Source organism: Mesorhizobium sp. CA4 (assembly GCF_020165075.1).
Lineage (GTDB): Bacteria > Pseudomonadota > Alphaproteobacteria > Rhizobiales > Rhizobiaceae > Mesorhizobium.
This window is the reverse complement of sequence record NZ_JAIUHK010000009.1, coordinates 69,347-94,022: the sequence shown is the minus strand read 5'-3', so window position 1 is coordinate 94,022 and position 24,676 is coordinate 69,347. Positions and strand designations below refer to the sequence as shown.

25 protein-coding genes and 1 pseudogene are annotated in these 24,676 nt (G+C 63.0%); 21 read left to right on the top strand and 5 right to left on the bottom strand.

Annotated elements, in window-relative coordinates; genetic code table 11:
- Window positions 1-234 precede the first annotated feature (234 nt).
- The 3 genes and pseudogenes from clpS to LB528_RS09970 all read left to right on the top strand — a co-directional run.
- Window positions 235-561, top strand: a complete 327-nt coding sequence (gene clpS, locus LB528_RS09980) for an ATP-dependent Clp protease adapter ClpS (protein ID WP_036258315.1) — start codon at window positions 235-237, stop codon at window positions 559-561.
- Window positions 562-567: 6 nt separating this feature from the next.
- Window positions 568-3,033, top strand: coding sequence for an ATP-dependent Clp protease ATP-binding subunit ClpA (gene clpA / locus LB528_RS09975; RefSeq protein ID WP_140841263.1), 2,466 nt, complete (start codon window positions 568-570; stop codon window positions 3,031-3,033).
- Between the two features lie 66 nt (window positions 3,034-3,099).
- Window positions 3,100-3,195: pseudogene (locus LB528_RS09970) on the top strand (phosphotransferase-like protein); the annotation flags it as partial.
- 55 nt (window positions 3,196-3,250) lie between these two features.
- Here LB528_RS09970 and LB528_RS09965 read toward each other — a convergent pair.
- From LB528_RS09965 to LB528_RS09950, 4 genes are all read right to left on the bottom strand, one after another.
- Window positions 3,251-3,679, bottom strand: coding sequence for an HIT family protein (locus LB528_RS09965; protein ID WP_224510403.1), 429 nt, complete (start codon window positions 3,677-3,679; stop codon window positions 3,251-3,253).
- Between the two features lie 330 nt (window positions 3,680-4,009).
- Window positions 4,010-5,224, bottom strand: a complete 1,215-nt coding sequence (locus LB528_RS09960; RefSeq protein ID WP_224510400.1) for a GNAT family N-acetyltransferase — start codon at window positions 5,222-5,224, stop codon at window positions 4,010-4,012.
- 53 nt (window positions 5,225-5,277) lie between these two features.
- Complete coding sequence (locus LB528_RS09955; protein ID WP_224510397.1) at window positions 5,278-6,006, bottom strand: glycerophosphodiester phosphodiesterase; 729 nt, start codon at window positions 6,004-6,006, stop codon at window positions 5,278-5,280.
- An 8-nt stretch (window positions 6,007-6,014) separates the two neighbouring features.
- Complete coding sequence (locus LB528_RS09950) at window positions 6,015-6,479, bottom strand: RidA family protein (protein ID WP_224510394.1); 465 nt, start codon at window positions 6,477-6,479, stop codon at window positions 6,015-6,017.
- A 138-nt stretch (window positions 6,480-6,617) separates the two neighbouring features.
- Between LB528_RS09950 and LB528_RS09945 the strand changes: the two genes are divergently transcribed.
- The 5 genes from LB528_RS09945 to tsf all read left to right on the top strand — a co-directional run bounded on the left by LB528_RS09945 (window position 6,618) and on the right by tsf (window position 10,414).
- On the top strand, window positions 6,618-7,448 hold the full coding sequence (locus LB528_RS09945; RefSeq protein ID WP_224510391.1) for a cell envelope integrity EipB family protein: 831 nt from the start codon (window positions 6,618-6,620) through the stop codon (window positions 7,446-7,448).
- Between the two features lie 82 nt (window positions 7,449-7,530).
- Window positions 7,531-7,809 carry a DUF4031 domain-containing protein gene (locus LB528_RS09940; protein ID WP_140841277.1) on the top strand — a complete coding sequence of 93 codons (279 nt, stop codon included), beginning with the start codon at window positions 7,531-7,533 and terminating at the stop codon, window positions 7,807-7,809.
- The gene (locus LB528_RS09935; RefSeq protein WP_224510388.1) at window positions 7,806-8,417 is read left to right on the top strand and encodes a LysE family translocator; all 612 of its coding nucleotides are present in this window, start codon (window positions 7,806-7,808) and stop codon (window positions 8,415-8,417) included. The genes LB528_RS09940 and LB528_RS09935 overlap by 4 nt, the downstream gene beginning before the upstream one ends.
- 176 nt (window positions 8,418-8,593) lie before the next feature.
- Window positions 8,594-9,373, top strand: a complete 780-nt coding sequence (gene rpsB / locus LB528_RS09930) for a 30S ribosomal protein S2 (RefSeq protein ID WP_224510385.1) — start codon at window positions 8,594-8,596, stop codon at window positions 9,371-9,373.
- A 120-nt stretch (window positions 9,374-9,493) separates the two neighbouring features.
- Window positions 9,494-10,414 carry a translation elongation factor Ts gene (tsf, locus tag LB528_RS09925; RefSeq protein ID WP_224510382.1) on the top strand — a complete coding sequence of 307 codons (921 nt, stop codon included), beginning with the start codon at window positions 9,494-9,496 and terminating at the stop codon, window positions 10,412-10,414.
- A 54-nt stretch (window positions 10,415-10,468) separates the two neighbouring features.
- Here the strand turns inward: tsf and LB528_RS09920 are convergent, their stop codons facing one another.
- Window positions 10,469-11,395 (bottom strand): LysR family transcriptional regulator, encoded by a 927-nt coding sequence (locus LB528_RS09920; RefSeq protein ID WP_224510379.1) that lies wholly within the window; start codon window positions 11,393-11,395, stop codon window positions 10,469-10,471.
- Between the two features lie 114 nt (window positions 11,396-11,509).
- Between LB528_RS09920 and LB528_RS09915 the strand changes: the two genes are divergently transcribed.
- The 13 genes from LB528_RS09915 (at window position 11,510) to lpxB (ending at window position 24,655) form a co-directional block, all read left to right on the top strand.
- On the top strand, window positions 11,510-12,037 hold the full coding sequence (locus LB528_RS09915) for a nuclear transport factor 2 family protein (RefSeq protein WP_224510377.1): 528 nt from the start codon (window positions 11,510-11,512) through the stop codon (window positions 12,035-12,037).
- A gap of 34 nt (window positions 12,038-12,071) precedes the next feature.
- Complete coding sequence (locus LB528_RS09910; protein WP_224510374.1) at window positions 12,072-13,181, top strand: aldo/keto reductase; 1,110 nt, start codon at window positions 12,072-12,074, stop codon at window positions 13,179-13,181.
- 166 nt (window positions 13,182-13,347) lie between these two features.
- Complete coding sequence (pyrH, locus tag LB528_RS09905) at window positions 13,348-14,070, top strand: UMP kinase (protein WP_040987265.1); 723 nt, start codon at window positions 13,348-13,350, stop codon at window positions 14,068-14,070.
- Window positions 14,071-14,160: 90 nt separating this feature from the next.
- Window positions 14,161-14,715, top strand: a complete 555-nt coding sequence (gene frr / locus LB528_RS09900; protein WP_082037291.1) for a ribosome recycling factor — start codon at window positions 14,161-14,163, stop codon at window positions 14,713-14,715.
- A 30-nt stretch (window positions 14,716-14,745) separates the two neighbouring features.
- A complete protein-coding gene (locus LB528_RS09895) occupies window positions 14,746-15,465 on the top strand; it encodes an isoprenyl transferase (RefSeq protein WP_224714730.1) in 720 nt (239 codons plus the stop codon).
- A 12-nt stretch (window positions 15,466-15,477) separates the two neighbouring features.
- Entirely contained in the window at window positions 15,478-16,293 is an 816-nt protein-coding gene (locus tag LB528_RS09890) for a phosphatidate cytidylyltransferase (protein WP_224714729.1), read from the top strand.
- Window positions 16,294-16,397: 104 nt separating this feature from the next.
- The gene (gene rseP, locus LB528_RS09885) at window positions 16,398-17,540 is read left to right on the top strand and encodes an RIP metalloprotease RseP (RefSeq protein WP_224510364.1); all 1,143 of its coding nucleotides are present in this window, start codon (window positions 16,398-16,400) and stop codon (window positions 17,538-17,540) included.
- A 218-nt stretch (window positions 17,541-17,758) separates the two neighbouring features.
- Complete coding sequence (gene bamA, locus LB528_RS09880) at window positions 17,759-20,128, top strand: outer membrane protein assembly factor BamA (protein WP_224714727.1); 2,370 nt, start codon at window positions 17,759-17,761, stop codon at window positions 20,126-20,128.
- Between the two features lie 78 nt (window positions 20,129-20,206).
- Window positions 20,207-21,262: a UDP-3-O-(3-hydroxymyristoyl)glucosamine N-acyltransferase gene (gene lpxD, locus LB528_RS09875; RefSeq protein ID WP_224714726.1), complete on the top strand. Its 1,056-nt coding sequence runs from the start codon at window positions 20,207-20,209 to the stop codon at window positions 21,260-21,262.
- Entirely contained in the window at window positions 21,255-21,716 is a 462-nt protein-coding gene (fabZ, locus tag LB528_RS09870; RefSeq protein WP_224714724.1) for a 3-hydroxyacyl-ACP dehydratase FabZ, read from the top strand. Before lpxD ends, fabZ begins: the two co-directional genes overlap by 8 nt.
- Window positions 21,717-21,731: 15 nt before the next feature.
- Complete coding sequence (lpxA, locus tag LB528_RS09865) at window positions 21,732-22,574, top strand: acyl-ACP--UDP-N-acetylglucosamine O-acyltransferase (RefSeq protein ID WP_224714723.1); 843 nt, start codon at window positions 21,732-21,734, stop codon at window positions 22,572-22,574.
- Window positions 22,561-23,478, top strand: coding sequence for an LpxI family protein (locus tag LB528_RS09860; RefSeq protein ID WP_224510502.1), 918 nt, complete (start codon window positions 22,561-22,563; stop codon window positions 23,476-23,478). Before lpxA ends, LB528_RS09860 begins: the two co-directional genes overlap by 14 nt.
- Window positions 23,468-24,655, top strand: a complete 1,188-nt coding sequence (gene lpxB, locus LB528_RS09855) for a lipid-A-disaccharide synthase (protein ID WP_224714721.1) — start codon at window positions 23,468-23,470, stop codon at window positions 24,653-24,655. Before LB528_RS09860 ends, lpxB begins: the two co-directional genes overlap by 11 nt.
- Window positions 24,656-24,676: the final 21 nt, after the last annotated feature.

Genomic DNA, 24,676 nt, shown 5'->3' with positions numbered 1-24,676 from the left:
GGACCCGGTCGCGGAAACGCGGCCGGGTTTTTTCATGCGCAATCGCAACCTGATGCGCCTTGCTGCATTCACGATTGAGAAATTCGCTGAGGTTTGCCCACCTAGCCATATTGTCAGCTAAACAGAAGGGCTTAAAATCGTTCATCGAGAACCTACATGTTGAACTCGCATGGGGAATCGAAAAGGCTGGACTACGTGACGATCGGTTTGACTGCCACGGCAGACGTGGTGCGAATGCAAAGTGACGGTGACCGCAACGATCCCGGTCGCGGCACCGCTGTTATCACGCGCACCAAAACCAAGACCAAGAAGCCCAGTCTCTACCGGGTCCTCATCCTGAACGACGACTACACCCCGATGGAGTTCGTCGTTCACGTCCTGGAACGGTTTTTCCAAAAGGACCGCGAAGCCGCCACACGCATCATGCTTCATGTTCACAATCATGGAGTGGGCGAGTGCGGCATCTACACATTCGAGGTGGCCGAGACCAAAGTGTCCCAGGTCATGGATTTCGCCCGACAGAATCAGCATCCGCTGCAATGCGTGATGGAGAAGAAGTGAGGTAACATGCCGGCTTTCTCCCAAGGCCTGGAAAAGGCGCTACATCAGGCGCTGACATTCGCCAACGAGCGGCATCATGAGTATGCGACGCTCGAACATTTGCTGCTCGCGTTGATCGACGACACCGAGGCGGCCGCCGTCATGCGCGCTTGCAATGTCGATCTCGACGAGCTCAAGCACACCGTTCTCACCTATATCGACACCGAGCTCGACAATCTCGTCACCGGTTATGACGAAGATTCGAAGCCGACCGCAGGCTTCCAGCGCGTCATCCAGCGCGCCGTGATCCATGTGCAGTCGTCCGGCCGCGAGGAAGTGTCCGGCGCCAATGTGCTCGTCGCCATCTTCGCCGAGCGCGAGAGCCACGCCGCCTATTTCCTGCAGGAACAGCAGATGACCCGCTACGACGCGGTCAACTACATCTCGCATGGCATCGCCAAGCGCCCGGGCGCTTCGGAATCGCGCACGCCGCGCGGCGCCGAGGACGAGCAGGGCGGCCAGAACGGCGCCGAGCCGCAGGAAGAGGGCGGCAAGAAGAAGCAGCAGGACGCGCTGACGGCCTACTGCGTCAACCTCAATAACAAGGCGCGGGCCGGCAAGATCGACCCGCTGATCGGCCGCGACAGCGAGATCAACCGCACCATCCAGGTGCTGTGCCGCCGTTCCAAGAACAACCCGCTCTATGTCGGCGATCCCGGCGTCGGCAAGACGGCGATCGCCGAGGGACTGGCCAAGCGCATCGTCGAGGGCGACGTGCCGGAAGTGCTGCAGGACGCCACCATCTTCGCGCTCGACATGGGCACGCTGTTGGCCGGCACCCGCTATCGCGGCGACTTCGAGGAGCGGCTGAAGCAGGTCGTGAAGGAGCTCGAGGACTATCCGGGCGCGGTGCTGTTCATCGACGAGATCCATACCGTGATCGGAGCGGGCGCCACTTCGGGCGGCGCCATGGATGCATCGAACCTTCTGAAGCCGGCGCTTTCGTCCGGCGCCATCCGCTGCATCGGCTCGACCACCTATAAGGAGTTCCGCCAGTTCTTCGAGAAGGACCGTGCGCTGGTGCGGCGCTTCCAGAAGATCGACGTGAACGAGCCGACCATCGAGGACGCCATCGAGATCATGAAGGGCCTGAAGCCCTATTTCGAGGAGTTCCACAAGGTCCGCTACACGAGCGAAGCGATCAAGGCCTCGGTCGAGTTGTCGGCGCGCTACATCAACGACCGCAAGCTGCCTGACAAGGCGATCGACGTGATCGACGAGACCGGCGCCTCGCAGATGCTGGTGCCCGAGGCCAAGCGCAAGAAGACGATCGGCATCAAGGAGATCGAGGCGACGATCGCCACCATGGCGCGCATCCCGCCGAAGACGGTTTCGGCAGATGATGAGAAGGTGCTGCAGGGGCTCGATATCGAGCTGAAGCGCGTGGTCTACGGCCAGGATACGGCCATCACCGCGCTGACCTCGGCGATCAAGCTGGCGCGTGCCGGCCTGCGCGAACCGGAGAAGCCGATCGGCTCCTACCTGTTCTCAGGCCCGACCGGCGTCGGCAAAACCGAAGTTGCGAAACAGCTTGCCGCCTCGCTCGGCGTCGAGCTGATCCGCTTCGACATGTCGGAATACATGGAACGCCACACCGTCTCGCGGCTGATCGGCGCGCCTCCCGGCTATGTCGGCTTCGACCAGGGCGGCCTGCTCACCGACGGCGTCGACCAGCATCCGCATTGCGTGCTGTTGCTCGATGAGGTCGAGAAGGCGCATCCGGACCTGTTCAACATCCTGTTGCAGGTGATGGACCACGGCAAGCTGACCGACCACAACGGCAAGCAGATCGACTTCCGCAACGTGATCCTGATCATGACCACCAATGCGGGCGCCTCGGACGCGCAGCGCGCGGCGATCGGCTTCGGCTCGACCAAGCGCGAAGGCGACGACGTCGAAGCGATCAACCGGCTGTTCACACCGGAGTTCCGCAACCGTCTGGACGCAATCATCCCGTTCGGCTCGCTGCCGGTGCCTGTCATCCATCAGGTGGTGCAGAAGTTCGTCATGCAGCTCGAAGCCCAGCTCTCCGAGCGCGGAGTCACCTTCGACCTGTCGCCGGACGCGATCGCCTGGCTGGCCGACAAGGGCTATGACGAGCGCATGGGCGCGCGTCCGCTCGGCCGCGTCATCCAGGAGCACATCAAGAAGCCCCTGGCCGACGAAGTGCTTTTCGGCAAGCTCAAGAAGGGCGGCACGGTGCGCGTGACCGTCGAGAAGAAGGAAACCGGCGAGTCCGGCCTGAAGCTCGAATCGCTCGCCGACGAGTCGCCCGTGCAGCCGAAGAAGGAAGAGCCGGAAGACGCGCCGAAGCCGAAAAAGGCGGTGGCCAAGAAGCCTGCGCCCAAGAAGGCAGTGGCGCAGAAGCCGGAGCCGAAGGGCAAGGACGGCAACAAGCGCAGCCTTGTGCCGCAACTGCCGCGCAAGGGCTGACAAGCGCTCGCTTGAAATACAAAAGGCCCCGGCAACGGGGCCTTTTTTCGTTGAAGGGAGCACCGCTTGGAAGCCGGACAAATCATCATCCTCAACGGTGCGCCGCGCTCGGGAAAGCCGAGCATCGCCGCGGCGATCCGGGAAAAGCTTGAGGTCGGACCCGAGCCGTCGTCGTTCCGGACACTTGCGCAACCGCTGCCGGCCGGGCGCCAGCCGTTCAGCTTGCCAGCGCCGCCCGGATCTTGTCGGCGTTCTCGGCCAGCACTTCAGGCTTCTCCATCTGGCCGGAATGCGGCTTCAATGGCACACCTTCGAAGCGCGGCACGACGTGGACATGGAGATGGTAGACGGTCTGCCCGGAGGCAGATTCGTTGAACTGCATGAGGGTGACGCCGTCGGCGTCGAAGGCCTTTTTCACCGCCACGGCCACCTTCTGGACGACCATGAACAGAGGTGCGAACGTTGCCGGATCGGCGTCGAGGATGTTGCGCGACGGCGCTTTGGGCACCACCAGAGTGTGGCCTGTGCCTTGCGGCATCACATCCATGAAGGCGACGACAGCATCGTCCTCGTAGACGCGGTGCGAGGGGATCTCGCCGCGCAGGATTTTCGCGAAGATGTTGCCGGGATCATAAGCTTCGGCCATGGGGTGACACTCCCAATTGCATTCGCTGTCCGGTGTAGCGAAGCCGCCACCGGGCGGCAAGGCGCTCAGGCGAGATCGCTAAAGCGCGTCGTGCGGAATGGATTCAGGCGACGCGCTTTAAGTCTCTGTTTTCATGCATGTCGTTCTCGCAAAACCTGCGTAGTTTTGGAAGGCATGCATCAAGCCGGCGTCATTCGCTTTGCCAGGACTATCGGCTGTTCTTGACGGCACGCCCTGCTATTGCATGAGCGCCGACATTTGTCGCCTGATGCGGCAAACGTGTCGGCGCTGTTTTTCATCACAGCGGCATGGCGCGCGGGCGAGGCCCGACTATTCCTCGAGGTCCTTGCGGAAGGGTGTGTGCTCTTCGAGATATTCGCCCATGCGTTCGACCTCGCGCCGCTCGCGCCTGAGATAGTCGGCGACGGCATTGCGCAAACCGGGATGCGAGATGTAGTGCGCCGAATGCATGGTCACCGGCCGGTAGCCGCGCGCCAGCTTGTGCTCGCCCTGCGCGCCCGCCTCCACCACCTTGAGCTTGCGTTCGATGGCGAAATCGATCGCCTGATGGTAGCAGACCTCGAAATGCAGGAAAGGGTGATCCTCGATGCAGCCCCAGTTGCGACCGTAGAGCGCGTCGGAGCCGATGAAGTTGATGGCGCCGGCAATGTAGCGGCCGTTCCGCTTCGCCATCACCAGAAGAATGTCGTCGGCCATACGCTCGCCGATCAGCGAGAAGAACTGCCGGTTGAGATAGGGCCGGCCCCATTTGCGGCCGCCGGTATCCATGTAGAAAGCGTAGAAATCGTCCCAGACGCGCTCGGTGATGTCCTTGCCGGTCAGCCAGTCGATCGAGATGCCGTCGACCAGCGCCTCGCGGCGCTCCTTCTTCATCGCCTTGCGCTTGCGCGAGGCGAGCGTGGCGAGGAAGTCGTCATAGGTCGAAAAGCCATCGTTGAGGAAATGGAACTGCTGGTCGGTGCGATGCAGGAAGCCCGCCGCTTCCAGCGTCGCGACATCCGGCTCGGTGGCGAAGGTGACATGCGCGGAAGAGACGCCGAGCTTGTCGGTCACGAGCTTCAGGCCCTCCGCCAATCCGGCCTTCACGGCGCCTTCATTCTCGCCTTTGCTGACCAGCAGGCGAGGGCCGGTGACCGGCGTGAAGGGCACCGAGCATTGCAGTTTGGGATAGTAGCGCCCGCCGGCGCGCTCGAAGGCGTCCGACCAGCCATGGTCGAAGACATATTCGCCCTGGCTGTGCGATTTGAGGTAACAAGGGACGGCGCCGAGAAGCCTGCCCTGCGCGGTTTCCAACCGCAGGTGATGGCCCTGCCAGCCGGTGCGCCGGACAGCGCAGCCGGAATCTTCCAGAGCGCTTAGAAAAGCGAATGAAACCAGCGGATTGTAGCCGTTTCCTTGGCCACCACGCGTGGTACCGGCAAAGCCGTTCCATTCCTCGCAGGTGAAGGCGCCGATACCCGCCGCGACGCGGATCGCATAGTCCGCGTTCGCTGCCCGTCCATCGTCGTCGTCACCTTGATCCATTGGGCTTATTTAAGCGTCACCCAGGCGTCTACAAGTCACGTTTCAGGCATTCCTCAGGCGACCTTGACCAGATCAGGCTCAAATCCCTCGAAGGTCATCTGGTCGGCATATTTGAAGGTGAGGTCGACCGCCGGCTGGTCGTGCACCGTCCAGGTGATGACGGGCATTTTCAGCTTTTCGCGCACGAAGCTGACGAAGGGGTTCGGCAGGTCGCCGGCGGCGTAGGAGGTGAAGGCGAGGTCGTGCGCGAGCATGGCGAAATGCGCTTCGATCAGCTGGTTGTCCCTGCCATAGGCGGTCAGCCCGCCGGGGATGCCTGGCGCATCCTTGGCGAAGTCGCGGATCAGCCAGTGATCGAACGACATGATCGCCACCTTGCCCTTGTAGCGCTTGAGCAGCCGGCCGACGCTTGCCACCAGCCCCGCGTCGTGACCGGGAACGCCTTTCAGCTCGACCACCAACGGCACGCGGCCGTCGATCAGGTCGAGCGCTTCCTCGAGCGTCGGGACGTGGTCTTTGGTGCCGCCGATCCTGAGTGTCGCCAGCTCGGCTGCGGTACATTGCCAGACAAACCCGTCCTGGCCGGTGAGGCGCTTCAGGTCGCCGTCATGGATGATGACCGGGACGCCGTCGGACGAGATATGAACGTCGCATTCGATGGCGTAGCCGCGCTCGGCCGCCGCGGCGAAGGCCGACAGCGTGTTCTCCCAGCGGGTCTTGTTCATGTCGTGGAAGCCGCGATGCGCGACAGGTCGCGCGATCAGCCAGGACAGATCGGTCATGTTAAGCCTCACTCGACTTCGAAGATCGCTTCGATCTCGACCGCGGCGTTGAGCGGCAGCGAGGCGGTGCCGACGGCGGAGCGGGCGTGCTTGCCGCGCTCGCCGAGTACCGCGACCAGGAAGTCGGAGGCGCCGTTGGCAACCAGATGCTGCTCGACGAAGTCAGGCGCGGAGGCGACGAAGACGGTGATCTTGACTAGGCGGCGGATCTTTTCGAGATCGCCGAGCGCGGCCTTGGCCTGCGCCAGGATGTTGATGGCGCAGATTTTCGCGCCTTCCTTGCCAGCCACGGTGTCGATGTCGCGGCCAAGCAGCCCGCTTGCCTGCAGCTTGCCGTCCTTCAGCGGCAGCTGGCCGGCGGTAAAGAGCATGTCGCCGGTGCGGCAATAGGGCACGTAGTTGGCGGCGGGCGCGGCGGCGGCCGGAAGGGTGACGCCAAGATCGCTTAGCCGCTTTTCGATTGTTTCGCTCATTGGTTTTCCCTATTGCTGGAAGACGCCGCGTTGGCCGGGCCGAAATTGCTATTTTTGCCTCGCTTCCGCCACGACTTTTTTTAAGCTGGACCATCTTTCCCTGCGGCCTGCCCCCAGCCGCGACGACCGGAGCAACGCATGCGCGCAACGCGCCTTTTTCTCGCCGCCGCCTGCCTTTCGGCCGCGTTTCCGATGGCGCCGGCCTTTGCTGTGCCAGCGCTGCAGGCGCATCGCGCCGTCTACGATCTGACGCTCAACAAGGCCTCCGACCGTTCAGGCATTACCGGCATCACGGGCCGCATGGTCTACGAGTTCAACGGCTCCGCCTGTGAAGGCTATACGGTCAAGTTCCGCTTCGTTACCCAGATCGTGACCAATGACAACACCAGGCTGACCGACCAGCAGACGACCACGTTCGAGGACGCCGAAGGCAAGACCTTTTCCTTCGTGACCAAATCCTTTGTCGACCAGAACCTCGACAAGGAAGTCAAAGGCACGGCCACCAGGGAAGCGAAGGGCCTCAAGGTCGATATCGACAAGCCGGAGAAGAACAGTCTCGAGCTCGCGGCGACGCAGTTTCCGACCCAGCATCTGGTCGAGCTGATCGGCAAGGCCGAGAAGGGCGAGAATTTCTACCAGACGAACCTGTTCGACGGCTCCGAGGACGCCAACAAGGTGATGACCACCACGGTCATCGTCGGCAAGAAGACCGAAGCCGAAAAGACGGACCCGGAAGCGCCGGCGCTGGCCAAGCTCGCCTCCGACAAATACTGGCCGGTCGACATCGCCTATTTCGACGATACCGACAAAAGCGGCGAAGAGGTGCCGGAATACCGGATCAGCTTCAAGCTGCATGAGAACGGCATTACGCGCGACCTCGTCATGGACTATGGCGAGTTCTCGATGACCGGCAAGCTTGTGAACCTGTCGCTGTTCGACCAGACCAAGCCTTGCCCTGCTTCGAAATAGCATTTGCTGACGGCAGCCGGCCCGGCTTGCAGGCTTGGCCTGCGAATGCCATGTGTGAGGCTCACCGCATGCGGTGGGCCTGATGGCGGTCTATGTCGATGCGGCGATCTGGAAATGGGCCGGCCACCGCTGGTGTCATCTGCTCGCCGACAATACCGACGAACTCCATCGCTTTGCCGCCGAGCTAGGCCTTAAGCGCTCGTCCTATCAGGGGCCGCCCAAGACATCGGCGCCGCATTACGATATCACTGGGTTCGAGCGTGATCGCGCGGTCAGGCTTGGGGCGATCGAATGCAGCCGTGAGGACATCGTGGCGATCTTCCGCCGCGTGCGGGTTCCGAATGGGAAGGTAAGACGATGACGGTGACGGCGTTCCTGGCTTATTGCGTCGCGATCTCATTGGCCGCCGCCACGCCTGGACCGGCGATGTTCGCGGTCATCACCAACGGTCTGTCGCGTGGGTTCTTGCGCGCTTTCATAGCCGGCATGGGGGTCGCCGCGGGCGACGCCGTCCTGGTCACCCTGGCGTTGCTCGGATTGGTGGCCTTGGCCCAGACCTTCGAGTGGGTTTTTCTTTTGCTGAAATATGCCGGCGCCGCTTATCTGGTCTTTCTCGGCATCAGGATGTGGCGGACCGCCGCTCAGAAACCGGACGACTCTCGTCAGATACAGGCGCGGCTGTCGCGGTCCTTCTTTCTCGGCGCATCCATTGCGCTCGGCAATCCGAAGGCGATTCTGTTCCACGCCTCCATCATGCCGCTGATCCTCAACCTTGACACCATGACGTTCGCCGATGGCCTACTCGTGGTCCTTGTCGTGGTCAGCGTCAATATCATCACCATGGGCCTCTATGCCGCGATGGCGGGTCGGGCAGCCGGGTGGTTCAAAACCCCGAAGCGCATGCGCCTCATGAACAGGCTCGCTGGCGGCGCGATGATCGGCACCGGTGCGCTGATTGCCGCACGTTGATGCGCGAAGTGACACCCGGCTTGCGTTTATAGGACTTCCCCTCTATATGCGCGCTCATTCCACACACGGACTTTGGTGTCTGCCCGGGAGAAATCCGGCTGAAACCTCCGGTGGCATCAGGACATCCTGTCCGAAATGCCTGTGTCCGTGGAGGCCAACCGGAAAGGAACTAAAGAATGGCTCTGCCAGATTTCAGCATGCGCCAGCTTTTGGAAGCTGGTGTTCACTTCGGCCACCAGACCCACCGCTGGAACCCGAAGATGGCGCCTTACATCTATGGCGCCCGCAACAACATCCACATCATCGACCTGTCGCAGACGGTGCCGCTGCTGCACCAGGCGCTGAAGCAGGTGTCCGACACCGTCGCCAAGGGTGGCCGCGTGCTGTTCGTCGGCACCAAGCGCCAGGCGTCCGACATCGTCGCCGACGCGGCGCAGCGTTCGGCCCAGTACTATGTCAACTCGCGCTGGCTGGGCGGCATGCTCACCAATTGGAAGACGATCTCGAACTCGATCCAGCGCCTGCGCAAGCTCGACGAGACGCTCGCCGGCGAGGCGCAGGGCCTCACCAAGAAGGAGCGCCTGAACCTCGACCGCGAGCGCGAGAAGCTCAACAAGGCTCTCGGCGGCATCAAGGACATGGGCTCGACGCCGGACCTGATGTTCGTCATCGACACCAACAAGGAAGCGATCGCCATCCTCGAGGCCAAGCGCCTCGGCATCCCGGTCGTGGCCATCATCGATTCGAACTGCGACCCGGACAAGATCGACTTCCCGATTCCCGGCAATGACGACGCGGCCCGCGCCATCCAGCTCTATTGCGACCTGATCGCCAAGGCCGCCATCGACGGCATCGCGCGCCAGCAGGGCGCGCTCGGCGTCGACGTCGGCGCTTCGGCCGAGGTTCCGGTCGAGCCGGCGCTCGACACTCCGGCCGCCGAAACTCCGGAAGCTTGATAAGGAATGCCGGGCCCCGGCCTTCATCTTTCCAATAAGTTGGCGCGCTAAAGCGCTTTTGCCGAGCGCATCACCCGAGTCCGGTTGGTGCGTCGGCGCATTTGAAACAAAGAGGCGACAATGACGATTTCGGCTGCACAGGTCAAAGAACTCCGCGACTTGACCGGCGCGGGCATGATGGACTGCAAGGCGGCGTTGAACGAGACCAACGGCGACATGGAAGCGGCCGTCGACTGGCTGCGCAAGAAGGGCATTTCCAAGGCCGACAAGAAGGCTGGCCGCACTGCCGCCGAGGGCCTGATCGGCGTCGATGCCGGCGTGCGTGAAGCCGCCATTGTCGAGGTCAATTCCGAGACCGACTTCGTCGCCCGCAATGCGGCTTTCCAGGAAATCGTCGCCAACGTCGCCAAGGTCGCGCTCGCCTACGGCACGACCGAAGCCGTTGCCGCCGCCAAATATCCGGGCTCCGACAAGTCGGTCACCGAGACCATCAAAGACGCGGTCGGCACCATCGGCGAGAACATGGGCTTCCGCCGTTCGGCCAAGCTCACCGTGCCGCACGGCGTGGTGGCGACCTATGTCCACAACGCGGTTGCCGACGGCCTCGGCAAGCTCGGCGTGCTGGTGGCGATCGAGACCACCGGCAACGAGCATGCGGCCAACGCCTTTGCCCGCCAGGTCGCGATGCATGTCGCCGCCAGCAACCCGGTCGCACTGAGCGCCGAGGAAGTCGACCCGGCGCTTGTCGAGCGCGAGAAGGCGATCTTCTCCGACCAGGCGCGTCAGTCGGGCAAGCCGGAAGCCATCATCGAGAAGATGGTCGAGGGCCGCCTGCGCAAGTTCTATGAAGAGGTGGTGCTTTTGAAGCAGGCCTTCGTGCTCAATCCCGACGTCACCGTCGAGAAGGCGCTGAAGGATGCGGAGAAGGAGATCGGCGCTCCGGCGAAGATCACCGCTTATCTGCGTTACGCGCTGGGCGAGGGCATCGAGAAGGAAACGACCGATTTCGCGGCGGAAGTCGCGGCTGCGGTCAAGAAATAGCTCTGATCCAAGGGAATCGCGCAGCGTTTCCCTTAAGGTGAAGAGCTCACGAGCTCAGGCAACTCGGCCGGGTGTCCGCATGGATGCCCGGCCGATTTCTTGTGCGGTATCGATAAAGGCCCTGAGCTTCGGCGCCATCGACGCGCGGCGCGGGAAATAGAGGAAGAGCCCGGGCTCCTCGATCGCCGTCTGCGGCAGGATCTGGGCGAGGCGGCCGGCGGCAAGGTCGGCGCGCACCAGCGGCTCGAAGGCGTAGGCGAGCCCGACGCCGGCCAGCGCCAGATCGATGGCGCCAAGCGAATCCGTGACAGTGGCCGTGCCGCGCGTTTCGACGACGACATCCTTGCCATTGTCGTTCAGGTCCCAGCGGTAAAGCGCGCCGGACCGAACCAGCCGGTAGCCGACACAGTTGTGATTGGCGAGATCGGCCACGTCGCGCGGACGGCCGTGCTTTCCGACATAGGCGGGAGAGGCGACGATCACGGCTTTGAACGGCGGCGTCATCCTGACGGTGACCATGTCCTGCGCGATCATTTCACCCAGCCGGATGCCGGCGTCAAAACCTTCGCCGACGATATCGATAAGTCCCTGATCGGCAACGATTTCGACCGTCACATCGGGATAGCGTTCGGCCATCGCCGCGACCACCGGCGTCACCGCCAAGGGGATCGCTATGTTGGAGGCGTTGATCCTCAGCAGGCCGGCCGGCCTTCCTTTCACGCCGCGAATGCGATCCATCCGCTCGGCGATGTCCTGCAGGGCAGGAGCCGCGGTCTCCACCAGCGCTTTGCCGGCTTCCGTCAGCGAGACGCTGCGCGTCGTACGCGCAAAGAGCGGTTGGCCGATGCGCTCTTCCACCAGCCGGACCGCGTGGCTGACCGCAGATGGGCTCATGCCGAGCTCAGCCGCGGCAAGCGCGAAGCCGCCGCGGCGCGCCACGGCGACGATGACCGGCAGGTGTGTGAGCAGATCGCGATCCATTCATGAATGATATCGCACAGTCTTTGCGAACAATGCAATCTTATCCATACTCCTGGGCCAGCTCATACTGGTGTCAACACATCGGCGGCGGGCTGATGCCCTGGGAGAGGCGAAATGAACGTGTTGAGACATGTAACTTTTGCGGCAGGCATGGCACTGGCGCCGGTCGATGCCGGCGGCGCCGAACCGGCCGGCTGGCAGGCGCTTGCCGACGAGCGCACCGTTATCCGCATTGCCGATGCGATCGACCGCGCGGTGGATGCGCAGGATTGGAAGCTGGCGCGCAGCTATTTCGCCGAGCGTGTCACCGCCGATTTCAGCAGCCTGTCCGGGCAGCCCGCGGCCAATATCGCGTCCGACGACCTGATCGGCGCCTGGGCGGGCAACCTCAAAGGCAGCAAGACCAGCCTGCATCTTCGCACCAACCACCAGGTCGTGCTCGAAGCCGATGCCGCGACTGTCCGGTCCAACGGTTATGCCTGGAACCGGATGGAAGGCAATGGCAACCCGCTCTGGGAAGTCTGGGGCACCTATGAGCACCACCTGACACGCTCGGCTGCCGGCTGGAAGGTCGACGGCTTCACCTTCCGCATGACGCATGAGCGCGGCAATCCCTGGGTCAAGGCGACCCCCGGCCAGTGACCGGCAGCAAATCAGTTCAGAATCGGAGATCACCATGACCATGAGCTATTACACGCTTGGCAACAGCGGCCTGCGCGTCAGCCGGCTGGCGCTCGGCACCATGACCTTCGGCACCGAATGGGGCTGGGGCGCGGACAGGGACACAGCCCGCGCGATGTTCGACGCCTATGTCGAAGCGGGAGGCAACTTCTTCGATACGGCGGACCTTTATACCGCCGGCACTGCCGAGACCTGGCTCGGTGAGTTCGTCGCCGAGCGCGGCCTGCGGGACAAGGCGGTCATCGCCACCAAATTCACCATGAATTCCGAAGCCGGCAATCCGAATGCCGGCGGCAACGGCCGCAAGAACATCATGCGGGCCGTGGACGCCTCGCTGAAACGGCTCGGCACCGACTATATCGATCTTTACCTTCTGCATGTCTGGGACAGGATCACTCCGGCCGAGGAGGTGCTGCGCACGCTGGACGACCTCGTTCGCGCCGGAAAGGTGCGCCATATCGGCCTCTCCGACGTGCCGGCCTGGTATGCCGGCCGCGCCCAGGCGATCGCCGAATTGCGTGGCTATGAGCCGGTCTCGGCGCTGCAGCTCGAATATTCGCTCGCCGAGCGCGCCATCGAACATGAATATGTGCCTTTCGCCATCCGTCATGGCGCGGGCATCATGGTGTGGAGCCCTTTGGCCAGCGGCCTGCTCAGCGGCAAATACAGGCCGACCCAAGCCGGAAACGCCGGCAGGCTCGACGGTTTCCGCAACACCACGCATCCCAGCTTCCAGAAGTTCAGCGACCGCAATTGGGCGATCGTCGCGGAGCTCGAGAAGGTGGCGGCCGAACTCGGCCGCAGCATGGCCCAGGTCGCGCTCAACTGGGTGGCGACGCAGCCCGGCATCGCCTCCGTCATCCTCGGAGCGACGAAGCTCAACCAGCTCGAGGATAATCTTGGCGCGCTCGATTTTTCGATTCCCGCAGAGCTTCGCGCTCGGCTGGAAAAGGTCAGCGCCACGCCTGCGCCGTTCCCGCATTCCTATTTCGGCCCCGAGATCCAGGTCCGGGTGACCGGCGGCGCGGTGACGGGCGACAAGCCGGCCGGTTATTCGCCTGCGGTTATCATCGAAGGCGAGGCGGTCAGCATCTCAAGCAACTGATCGAAAGACGGCAACTGATCGAAAAAGCCTTCGAATTTTGCACGAGGGCGCGGCGTGACATCGCCGCGCCCTTCGTGTATCGGGTCAACCCGTCATGACAGCATCGCCGGATGAAGCGGGGGCGGTTTGCCTCCAAATTTGCCGCGCCGAGATTTCGAGGAATGAGATGACGGTGAAGCCCCTCTATCGACGTGTCGTGCTGAAAGCTTCCGGCGAAGCGTTGATGGGCGAGCAGCATTTCGGCATCGACGTCTCGGTGGTCGACCGCATCGCCGCAGACATTGCCGAGGCGCGCGCGCTGGGCGTCGAAGTGGGCGTCGTCATCGGCGGCGGCAACATTTTTCGCGGCGTGGCCGTCGCCTCCAAGGGCGGCGACCGTGTCACCGGCGACCACATGGGCATGCTCGCCACCGTCATCAATTCGCTGGCGCTGCGCACCTCGCTCAACAAGATCGGCGTCGACGCCGTCGTGCTTTCGGCGATCGCCATGCCGGAACTTTGCGAGAGCTTTTCCCAGCGCCAGGCGACGGCCTATATGAACCAGGGCAAGGTGGTCATCTTCGCCGGCGGCACCGGCAATCCGTTCTTCACCACCGATTCGGCTGCGGCCCTTCGCGCCGCCGAGATCGGTGCCGATGCGCTGTTCAAGGGTACGCAGGTCGACGGGGTCTATTCGGCCGATCCCAAGAAAGACCCGAACGCTGTTCGCTTCGACCGCATCAGCCACGCCGAAGTCATCAAACGCGGGCTTGCGATCATGGATACGGCAGCGATTGCACTTGCGCGCGAAAACAACATTCCGATAATCGTCTATTCGATCCATGAAAAAGGTGGTTTCGGCGATATTCTGAGAGGCGGCGGCCATTGCACGGTCGTCACGGACAAGTAACAGGCGCCAGGATTCGTTGAGCGACTACGGAACCGCGAACCGAACGACGATAGAAACAGTGAACCCGGCGAACGGGTCGAGGAGATGATCATGAGTGGCGAGTACGAAGACCTGAAGCGACGCATGGACGGGGCGATCGCCGCCTTCAAGCATGACCTGGCTTCGCTGCGCACCGGCCGGGCCTCCAGCAACCTGCTCGACGCCGTCCAGGTGCAGGCCTACGGCACGGCGATGCCGATCAACCAGGTCGCCAATGTCTCGGTGCCGGAGCCGCGCATGATTTCGGTGTCGGTCTGGGACAAGTCGATGGTCAGCGCGGTCGACCGCGCCATCCGTGAAGCCAATCTGGGCTTCAACCCGATCGTCGACGGCACCACGCTGAGGATCCCGCTGCCCGAGCTAAACGAGCAGCGCCGTAAGGAACTGGTCAAGATTTCGCATGGTTATGCCGAGAACGCGCGCGTCGCGGTGCGCCATGTCCGCCGCGACGGCATGGATTTCCTCAAGAAAGCTGAGAAGGACGGCACCATCAGCGAAGACGACCAGCGCAAGCGGTCCGACCAGGTCCAGAAGCTGACCGACGAGATGATCAGCACCATCGATCACCTGCTTTCCGATAAGGAAGCTGAAATCATGCAGGTTTAGGGTCGGGATTTCCGGCTCGAAAGCGAGACTATGGCAACGCCCGCGCATGTCGCGATCATCATGGATGGAAACGGACGCTGGGCCAAGGCGCGCGGCCTGCCGCGCCTTGCCGGGCACCGCGCCGGCGTCGAGGCCCTGCGCAAGACGGTCCGCGCCGCACCAGAACTCGGCGTCTCCTACCTGACCGTCTACGCCTTTTCCTCCGAGAACTGGTCGCGGCCGAAATCCGAGGTCAGTGACCTCCTGGGTCTTTTGAAGCTGTTCATCCGCCGCGATCTCGCCGAACTGCATCAGAACGGGGTGCGGGTGAGGGTGATCGGCGACAAGGAAGGTCTGCAGCCCGACATCAGAGGCCTGCTGCAGGACGCCGAAACGCTGACCGCCGGCAACGAGGCGCTGACGCTGGTGATCGCCTTCAATTATGGCGGCCGCGACGAGATCGTGCGCACCGCTCGCAAACTGGCGGATGCCGTCGCGCGCGGCGACATGGCGAGCGACGCGATCACGGCCGAAAGCTTCGCGGCGTCGCTTGACACACAGGGCATTCCCGATCCCGAACTGGTGATCCGGACCAGCGGCGAGCTCAGGCTGTCGAACTTCCTTCTCTGGCAGGCCGCCTATAGCGAGCTTGTCTTCCTGCCTTGCTATTGGCCGGACTTCAGCCGCGAGCATCTGGCCGATGCCCTGCGTGACTTTGCCGGCCGTGAACGACGCTTCGGCGGGCTCGCCGCCCGCGATGTCGCGCTTTAGGCGCCGCCAGGAATGAGCAACCTCCAGCAGCGCGTCATCTCGGCAATCGTGATGGCGGCTCTGACGCTTGCGCTCACCTGGCTCGGCGGATTGCCGTTCCGGCTGTTTTGCGCGGGAATAGCGGCGCTGATCTTCTATGAATGGACGCGCATGGCGCGCCCCGGCAACGGCGCGGCGCTCGGCTTCCTGCCGGAAGCGCTGATTGTGATCTTCATCGGCGCGCTGATCGTCGGCCTGCCGGCCTTGTGGCTGCTCCTCCTTGTCGCAATCCTTGTGGCGGTCGCGGCCATTGTCGCCCGGATCAGGGGGGCAGCGCCTTGGGAAGCTTCCGGGCTGGCCTACGCGGCTCTTTCCGGCCTTTCGCTCGCCTATCTCCGCGACGACAATCATTCCGGGCTGATTGCGATTCTCTTCCTGTTCGCCGTGGTCTGGGCGACCGATATAGCGGCCTATTTCGTCGGCCGCGCGGTCGGCGGCCCGAAGCTCGCGCCCTCGATCTCGCCCGGCAAGACCCAGAGCGGCGCGCTGGGTGGCGCGGTGGGCGGCGTTATCGCCGGAGTTTTGCTCGCAATCGCGGCCGGCGCCGGCAATCTTGTCCAGCTTGGCCTCGTCGCGCTCGCTCTCTCGATCGTTTCGCAGATCGGCGATCTGTTCGAATCATGGGTCAAGCGCCGGCACGGCGCCAAGGATTCCAGCAATCTCATTCCCGGCCATGGCGGCGTCATGGACAGGGTGGACGGGCTTGTCGCGGCGGCGTTCGCGCTGTACGTCATAGGCTGGGTCGCGGCGGGCGCCGAGCATCCGGCATTGGGGCTTTTTCCAAACTGAACGACACAGCAGTAAGGCGAAAAATGGCGCGCGCCACCGATTCGCCCGGATTGATGCCACAGTCGCGGTGGAATGTCGCGTGCGGGCGAATTTGAGGGCATGACTTGAACGACATCTTTCACGCGGTCTTCAGCACACAAGGCTTCGTCCTTGGCACGCTCGTGCCGTTTTTGTTCGTGCTGACCGTGGTCGTGTTCGTCCACGAGATGGGCCACTATCTGATCGGCCGCTGGTGCGGCATCGGCGTAAAGGCTTTTTCCATCGGCTTCGGCCCTGAGCTCTTCGGTTTTTACGACCGCCGCGGCACGCGCTGGAAGCTTTGCGCCATTCCGCTTGGCGGCTACGTCAAATTCGTCGGCGACATGAATGCGACGTCGAGCCAGCCGAGCACGGAAGGGCTCGAATCGCTGACGGAAGCCGAGCGCGCGGTCGCCTTTCACACGCAACCCATCTGGAAGCGCGCCGCCACTGTCGTCGCGGGCCCGCTTTTCAATTTCCTGCTGACGATTGCCGTGTTTGCGGTGCTGTTTTCTCTCTATGGCCGCCCGGTCTTGGAGCCGACGGTGGCCGAAGTGACCGCCGGCAGCCCGGCGCAGAAAGCCGGAATCCAGCCGGGCGACCGATTCGTTAGAGTCGACGGCAGCAAGGTGGAGACCTTCGCCGACGTGCAGCGGCTGGTTTCGGGCCGGGCGGGCGACGCCATCACCTTCACCATGCTGCGCGACGGCAAGGAAATCGACGTTACGGCGACCCCGGAGCCCATGGAGCAGCAGGATGCGCTGGGCAACAAGGTCAAGGTCGCGGTGATCGGAGTCGTCAACAACGCCGAGCTCGGCCAGCCGCGCCTGATCTCCTATACGCCGGCCGGCGCCGTGGTGGCGGCGGTCGAAGAAACCGGGCATGTGATCGAGCGCACCGGCCAATTCCTGCAGCGCTTTGCGCTTGGGCGCGAGGACAAATGCCAGTTGGGCGGCCCGATCAAGATCGCGAAGATGTCGGGTCAGGCAGCCAAGCTCGGCTTCGAGTGGCTGGTGCAGCTTGTTGCATTTCTGTCAGTCGGAATAGGATTTCTCAATCTCCTGCCGATTCCCCCTCTCGACGGCGGCCACCTGTTGTTCTACGGCGTGGAGGCCGTCATTAGGCGGCCCGTTTCGGAGCGAATGATGGAGATGGCCTATCGGACCGGGCTGTTCCTGGTGCTCGGCTTCATGGGCTTCGTCTTTTGGAACGATCTGTTTGGGTGCTGAAATCATGAAGAAATTTGGCTTCAGCGCCGGTCGTATTGAGATGCCGTTTACCATGCGTGGGGATATGCGTGACGCGAAAGCCACGCGGTACGGTTAAGTAAATACAAATTAACCGGGAGCCTTGCGTGTAGGGAAAATCCGGTTAATACGGTACGGGAAAATACCGCACGTCCGGTTTTCTCGCCGTGGGGACTACGAGAAAAAGGTACAAAAGCCCGATGAAGGCAGCATCCAAGTTTCTGAGCGCCGCTTCCGCGGCGGCTTTGTCCGCCGCTCTGGTCATGCCAGGCGCGCTCGCAGTGCAGTTGGCCGCCACATCCGTGGCCGAAGCCGCGGTCATTTCGCGGGTAGAGGTCAGCGGCAACCAGCGCGTCGATGCCGAGACGATCCGCAATTATATCGCGATCAAGCCGGGCAAGCCTTTCTCCAGCTCCGATATCGACGACGCCGTCAAGGCGCTGTTCGGCACCGGGCTGTTCTCGGACGTCCGGATCAACCAAGTCGGTTCGAGCCTGGTCGTCAAGGTTTCCGAATACAAGGTCGTCAACCAGGTCCTGTTCCAGGGCAACAAGAAGATCAAGGACAACGCGCTTCAGATGGGTATCCAGCTGAAGCCGCGTGCAACCTTCTCGCAGCAGACGCTGGACGCCGATGTCGAGGCGATCAAGACGGCCTACAAGCGCATCGGTCGTGACGATGCCGCGGTGACCACGCAGGTCATGGATCTCGGCGACAACCGCGTGAACGTGGTCTTCAACATCAATGAAGGCGGCCGCACCCAGATTGCTGCGATCAATTTCGTTGGCAACCACGCTTTTTCCAGCCGCCGCCTGTCGGATGTCATCAACACCAAGCGCTCGTCCTGGCTGTCCTTCGTGCTGCGCGACGACGTCTATGACGAGGACAAGCTCCGCGCCGACCAGGAGCTGCTGCGCCGCTTCTACTACAATCACGGTTATGCCGACTTCCAGGTCGTCTCGGCCGTCGGCGAGCTCGACGACACCACCAACAAATACACGGTCACCATCACCGTGCAGGAAGGCGACCGCTACACGTTCGGCGACGTCAGCGTGGAAAGCACCATTCCCGAGGTGGACTCGAAGTCGCTGGAATCCGCAGTCGAGACCCATAAGGGCGACGTCTACAACGCCAAGGACGTCGAGGATTCGATCGTCGCCTTGACCGAGAAGGTCGCGGGCTCGGGCTATGCTTTCGCCCAGGTGACGCCGCGCGGCGACCGCAACTTCGAGAACCACACCATTTCGGTCGTCTACACCATCGACCAGGGCACCAAGGCCTATATCGAGCGCATCGAAATCCGCGGCAACGACCGCACGCGCGACTATGTCATCCGTCGCGAATTCGATGTCAGCGAGGGCGACGCCTTCAACCAGGTTCTCATCCAGCGCGCGAAGAAGCGGCTGGAAGCCCTTGATTATTTCCAGTCCGTCGACATCTCGACGGTTCCGGGCTCGGCGCCTGACCAGGTCGTGCTGGTGGTCAACGTGGTCGAGAAGTCGACCGGCGAATTCTCGGTCGGCGCCGGCTATTCGACTGGCGGCGACACGCCCGGCCCCTCGATCGAAGGCTCGATCACGGAGCGCAACTTCCTCGGACGCGGCCAATACATCAAGCTGTCGGCCGGCGGCGGCAAGCATTCGCGCGACTTCGCTGTTTCCTTCACCGAGCCTTACTTCCTTGGCCGGCGCATCGCGGCGGGCTTCGACATCTACAAGTCGACCCGCGAATACGATCATTATGACAGCGACGTCACGGGCGCGACCATTCGCTTCGGCCTGCCGATCACCGACAGCATTTCGACGCAGCTGGCATATAACATCTCGCAGGAAAAGTATGACTACCCGGACCATTGCTTGACTGACGGTTCGCTGGACCCTGCGAAGTGTGATGTTTCGCAAGCAATTCAAGCCGGCATCGCAGAAAGCCCATGGCTGAAGTCATCGGTCAGCCTGGGCCTCGTCTATAACACCATCGACGATATGAAGAACCCGCATGAGGGGCTTTACATCACCGGAACCACCGAGTTTGCCGGCCTCGGCGGCGATGCCAAGTGGGTGAAGGTAACCGGGCGTGCCAGCGTCTATGAGACCTTGTCGGAGCAGCTTGACCTTGTCGGTCTCGTCTCGGGCGGCGCTGGGTACATTGCTGGCTACGGCAAGGGTGATCTGCGCATCTTTGACCACTTCCAGAGCAATGACCGCATGATCCGCGGTTTCGAATATGGCGGTATTGGTCCTGTCGATAGCAACGGGGCGGGCGATCATCTCGGCGGTACAACCTATTTCAATGCTTCGGCTGAGGCCCAGTTCCCGCTCCCAGTCATTCCGGAGAGCTTCGGTTTGCGCGGTGCGGTATTTGCCGATGCGGCAACCCTTTATGGCAACAAGCTTGATCCGAGCTTGGTCGATCAGTCGTCTGTGGGCATGAAGCTCCGCGCTTCGGTCGGTGTTGGCCTGATGTGGGCTTCGCCGTTCGGTCCGATCCGCATCGACTATGCGATTCCGGTCAAGAAAGAGCCGACCGATAAAACGCAGGAATTCAACTTCGGTATCGCGACCCGCTTCTGATTTCGCGGTCGCGATCGTTCCGGGCCGGTTGACGGCCCGGAGTGGACTAATCCGACCCAGCTGGATATTGCTTCTGGAATGACCGATCCGGTGTTCTTCGCGCCTTCACGCCGGTATACGGCTGGCGAGGTCGCGAATCTGACCGGCGCCAGCCTGCTCGATTCCGCTCAGGCCGAAATTGCCATCGAGGCGCTGGCCCCCGCCAGTGAAGGCGGCAATGGCGCCCTCGTCTTTGTCGACGGCAAGCGTAATTTCGCGCTCATGCCGTCGCTGAGGGCGGCCGCGGTTCTGTGCCCCGCCGATTTTGCCAGCAAGGCGCCATCGGGCATCGCCGTGCTGATGCATCCACGTCCGCAACAGGCTTTCGCGATGGTCGGACGCCTGTTGTTTCCGCAAGCCGCGACACCGGGGCCAATGACCGGAGAAACCGGCATATCGGCGCATGCGTTTATCGATCCATCCGCGCATGTCGAAGACGGGGCGATCGTGGAGGCCGGCGCTGTGATCGGCCCCGGCGTGTCCATCGGCAGCGGCACGGTCGTTGCGCCCCACGCCGTTATCGGCCGGTCCTGCCAGATCGGCCGAGACGGCTTCATCGGCCCCGGCGCCAGCATTCAATATGCCCTTGTCGGCAATCGCGTCATCATCCATGGCGGCGCCCGGATCGGCCAGGACGGTTTCGGCTTCGTCGGCGGCGCCAAAGGACCTGAACGCGTGCCGCAGATCGGCCGCGTCATCATCCAGGACGATGTCGAGATCGGCTCCAATTCGACCGTCGACCGCGGCGCGATGTCCGACACCATCATCGGCCAAGGCACCAAGATCGACAATCTGGTGCAGATCGCCCACAATGTTCGCATCGGCCGCAATTGCATTATAGCCGGGCTTTCGGGTATTTCCGGTTCCGTCGTCGTCGGCGACAACGTCACCATGGGTGGCGGTGTCGGCCTCGCCGATCATCTGACCATCGGTCCGGGAGCCAAGCTTGCTGCGAGAAGTGGATTCATGAACAACGTGCCGGCAGGCGAGGTCTGGGGAGGTTACCCGGCGCAGCCCATGGCGGAAGCCATGCGCGAGATAGCGATGCTGCGCAAGATGGCCAGGACGCGCAAGCAAGGCGACGGAAATGGCTGACGTGGTGGCAACGACACTCGAGGCGGTCGACATCATGGGGCTCATGAAGCTCCTGCCGCACCGCTATCCGTTCCTGCTGATCGACCGTATCGTCGAGATCGACGGCGACGACTCCGCCGTCGGCATCAAGAATGTGACCATCAACGAGCCGCATTTCCAGGGCCACTTTCCCCAGCAGCCCGTCATGCCCGGCGTGCTCATCATCGAGGCCATGGCCCAGACCGCCGGCGCGATATGCATTCGCAGCCTGAACACGGAAAAGCCCTCGCTGGTTTATTTCCTGACCATCGATAATGCGAAGTTCCGCAAACCGGTGGTCCCGGGCGATCAGCTCAGGATCCATGTCAAAAAGATCAAGAAACGTGGCAATCTGCTGAAATTCGCCTGCGAGGCGATGGTCGATGGCGTGAAGGTCGCCGAAGCCGAGGTTTCGGCCATGATGGTTACCGGCTGACGATTCGAAATGCTCATGAAAGTCGAGACATCCATTCATCCTTCCTCGGTCGTCGAAGAAGGAGCCCGGCTCGGCAGAGGCGTCCGCGTTGGACCCTTCTGCCATGTCGGCGCCGATGCAATCATCAGCGACGGCGTCGAACTGGTCAGCCATGTGTCGGTGATGGGCGCCACGACCGTCGGGGCAGGGACGAAGGTCTATCCGATGGTCACGCTCGGCGCGCCGCCGCAGAACACCAAGCACAAGGGCGGGCGCACTACCCTGGTTATCGGTGAGAACTGCACCATCCGCGAAGGCGTCACGATGCATGTCGGCACGGATTCCAGCCGTGGCGAGACGAGTGTCGGCGCCAACGGCAATTTCCTCGCCTATGCCCACATCGCCCATGACTGTGTCGTCGGCAAGAACGCCACCTTCGCCAATGGCGCGACGCTCGGCGGCCACTGCGAGATCGGCGACAATGTCTATATCGGCGGACTGACCGCCGTTCACCAGTTCGTGCGCATCGGCGACAACGCCTTCATCGGCGGCTGCTCCGCGGTGGTCGGCGATATCATTCCCTATGCGATCGCCGCCGGCAATCGCGCCAAGCTGCGTGGCCTGAATATCATTGGGCTTAAGCGTTCCGGTCTGCCACGCTCGGAGATTTATCTGCTGCGCAAGGTTTATCGGTTGATTTTCGACCGCTCCCGCAGCGTCGCCGAGAATATCGAGCTCGCCAGGGCGGAATTCGCCTCCTCGTCTCCTGCTGCCATGAAGATGATTGACTTCATCGCCAGCGGCGGCAAGCGGCACTATGCCATGCCGTCGTCGAGGGGCGGTGACGGCGACGACAATGACAGCGATGACGAGGGCTGAGCCCGCCGAAACACGGCTTGTACTCCCGCCCGGCTCCAAGGTCGGCATCATCGCCGGCGGCGGCAGCTTGCCGGTCGAAGTGGCGGAGGGCCTTGCGCGGCAGGGACATTCGCCTTTCATCATCATGGCGGAAGGCGAAGTCGATCGCGAGGCGGATTTCGCAAGGTACGAGCAGGCGACGCTCGCGCTGGAAGATGTCGGCTCCCTGGTTCCGTTGCTGAAACGCCGCAATATCAGCCATCTGGTTCTCGCCGGCGAGATCCGGCGCAGGCCTCGGCTGACCAAGATCCGCCCGACCCTTGGCCTGCTGGCGATAATCCCTTCCGTGGTCATGGCTCTGGCGCGCGGCGATGACGGGCTTTTGAGGATCATCACGCGCGGATTGGAGAAGCGCGGCATTACGGTCGTCGGCGCGCATGAGGTCGTGCCGGAACTCGCCGCCGGCGAGGGGACGCTGACGGTCACGGCGCCGAAGCAATCGGATTGGCGCGATATCGAGGCCGGCCGCGCGGCGGCCAAGGCCATCGGCGTCCTGGACATCGGACAGGCGGCGATCGCGATCGGCGGGCGGGCGATAGCGCTCGAGGGAGTGGAGGGCACCGCCGCGCTACTCGAGCGGACAAGGGAATTGCGCGGCCACGGCAGGCTCGCCGGCAAGACGCGCGGCGTCCTTGTCAAATGCGCGAAGCCCGGCCAGGAGTTGCGTGCGGACCTGCCCTCGATCGGTCCGCAGACGGTCGAGGCCGCGCATGCCGCCGGACTGGCCGGCATCGCCCTGGAAACTGGCCGCTCGCTTATTCTCGAAGGTCCGGAAACGCTGGCGCGCGCCAATGCGCTTGGCCTGTTCATCGTCGGCCTGCCCGCAGCGGAGCTGGCCAATGGGGAGCCGGCTAATGGTCGCTGACAAGCCGCTCAAGCTCGCGATAGTCGCCGGGGAGGAATCCGGCGATCTGCTCGGCGCCGACATCGTGCGTGCGCTCGAGCGCACGACCGGGCGCAAGGTGCAACTTGTGGGCATTGGCGGCCGGCATCTGCAGCAGCTGGGGCTGACGCCGCTTTTCGATGGCAGCGAGATCGCGCTGATGGGCTTCAGCGCGGTACTGCGCGACCTGCCACGGCTGATGCGCCGGATCAGCCAGACGGCGGTGATGATCGCGGCCGAGCGGCCCGATTGCCTCGTCACCATCGACAGTCCGGACTTTTCGCTGCGCGTCGCAAAGAAGGTCCGCGCGGCAGCACCCGCCATCCCGATCGTCCACTATGTCTGCCCAAGCGTATGGGCCTGGCGGCCGGGCAGGGCGGTGGCCATGAGGCCGTATGTCGACCATATCCTGTGCATCCTGCCGTTTGAGGTGAAGGCGCTTGCCCGTCTCGGCGGCCCCCCCGGCACCTATGTCGGTCATCGGCTGACGCAGGATCCGGGCGTGCTCGGCGCCGCCAAGGCGCAGAGCCAGCCGCGCGATCTCTCCGACGACCGCGTCAAGGCGGTGCTGGTGCTGCCCGGCTCGCGCCGCGGCGAGGTCCGCCGGCTGATGGAACCCTTCGGCAAGGCGATGTCGGTGCTGCGCCAACGCGGCCATCGCCTGCGCCTCATCCTGCCGACAGTGCCGCATGTCGCCGAACTGGTGAAGGGTTCGGTCGCCAGCTGGGACGACAAGCCGGAGATCATCACCGAGCCGGAGCGCAAATGGCAGGCCTTCGGCAAGGCCGATGCGGCGTTGATCGCGTCTGGAACGGTTTCGCTCGAGCTGGCGCTTGCCGGCGTTCCGATGGTGTCCTGTTATAAGCTCGACCCGATCGCGCGCCAGCTTCTGCAGCATATGGTGACGACATGGTCGGCGCTGCTGCCCAACCTCATTTCCGACCGCGCGCTGGTTCCGGAATTTTATGACCAGTATGTCCGCCCGGAAAATCTCGCCAGGCAGTTGGAAGCCCTTTTTGCCGATACCGGCATGCGCGACTGGCAAAAGGCGGGCTTTGCCGAGATTGCCCGGCGCATGACGACCGAGCGGCCCCCGGGCGAGATCGCCGCCGAAGTGGTGATGGGGTGTATCAGGAAGGCAGTAGGCAATAGGCAGTAGAAAGAGAGCCCCTACTGCCTA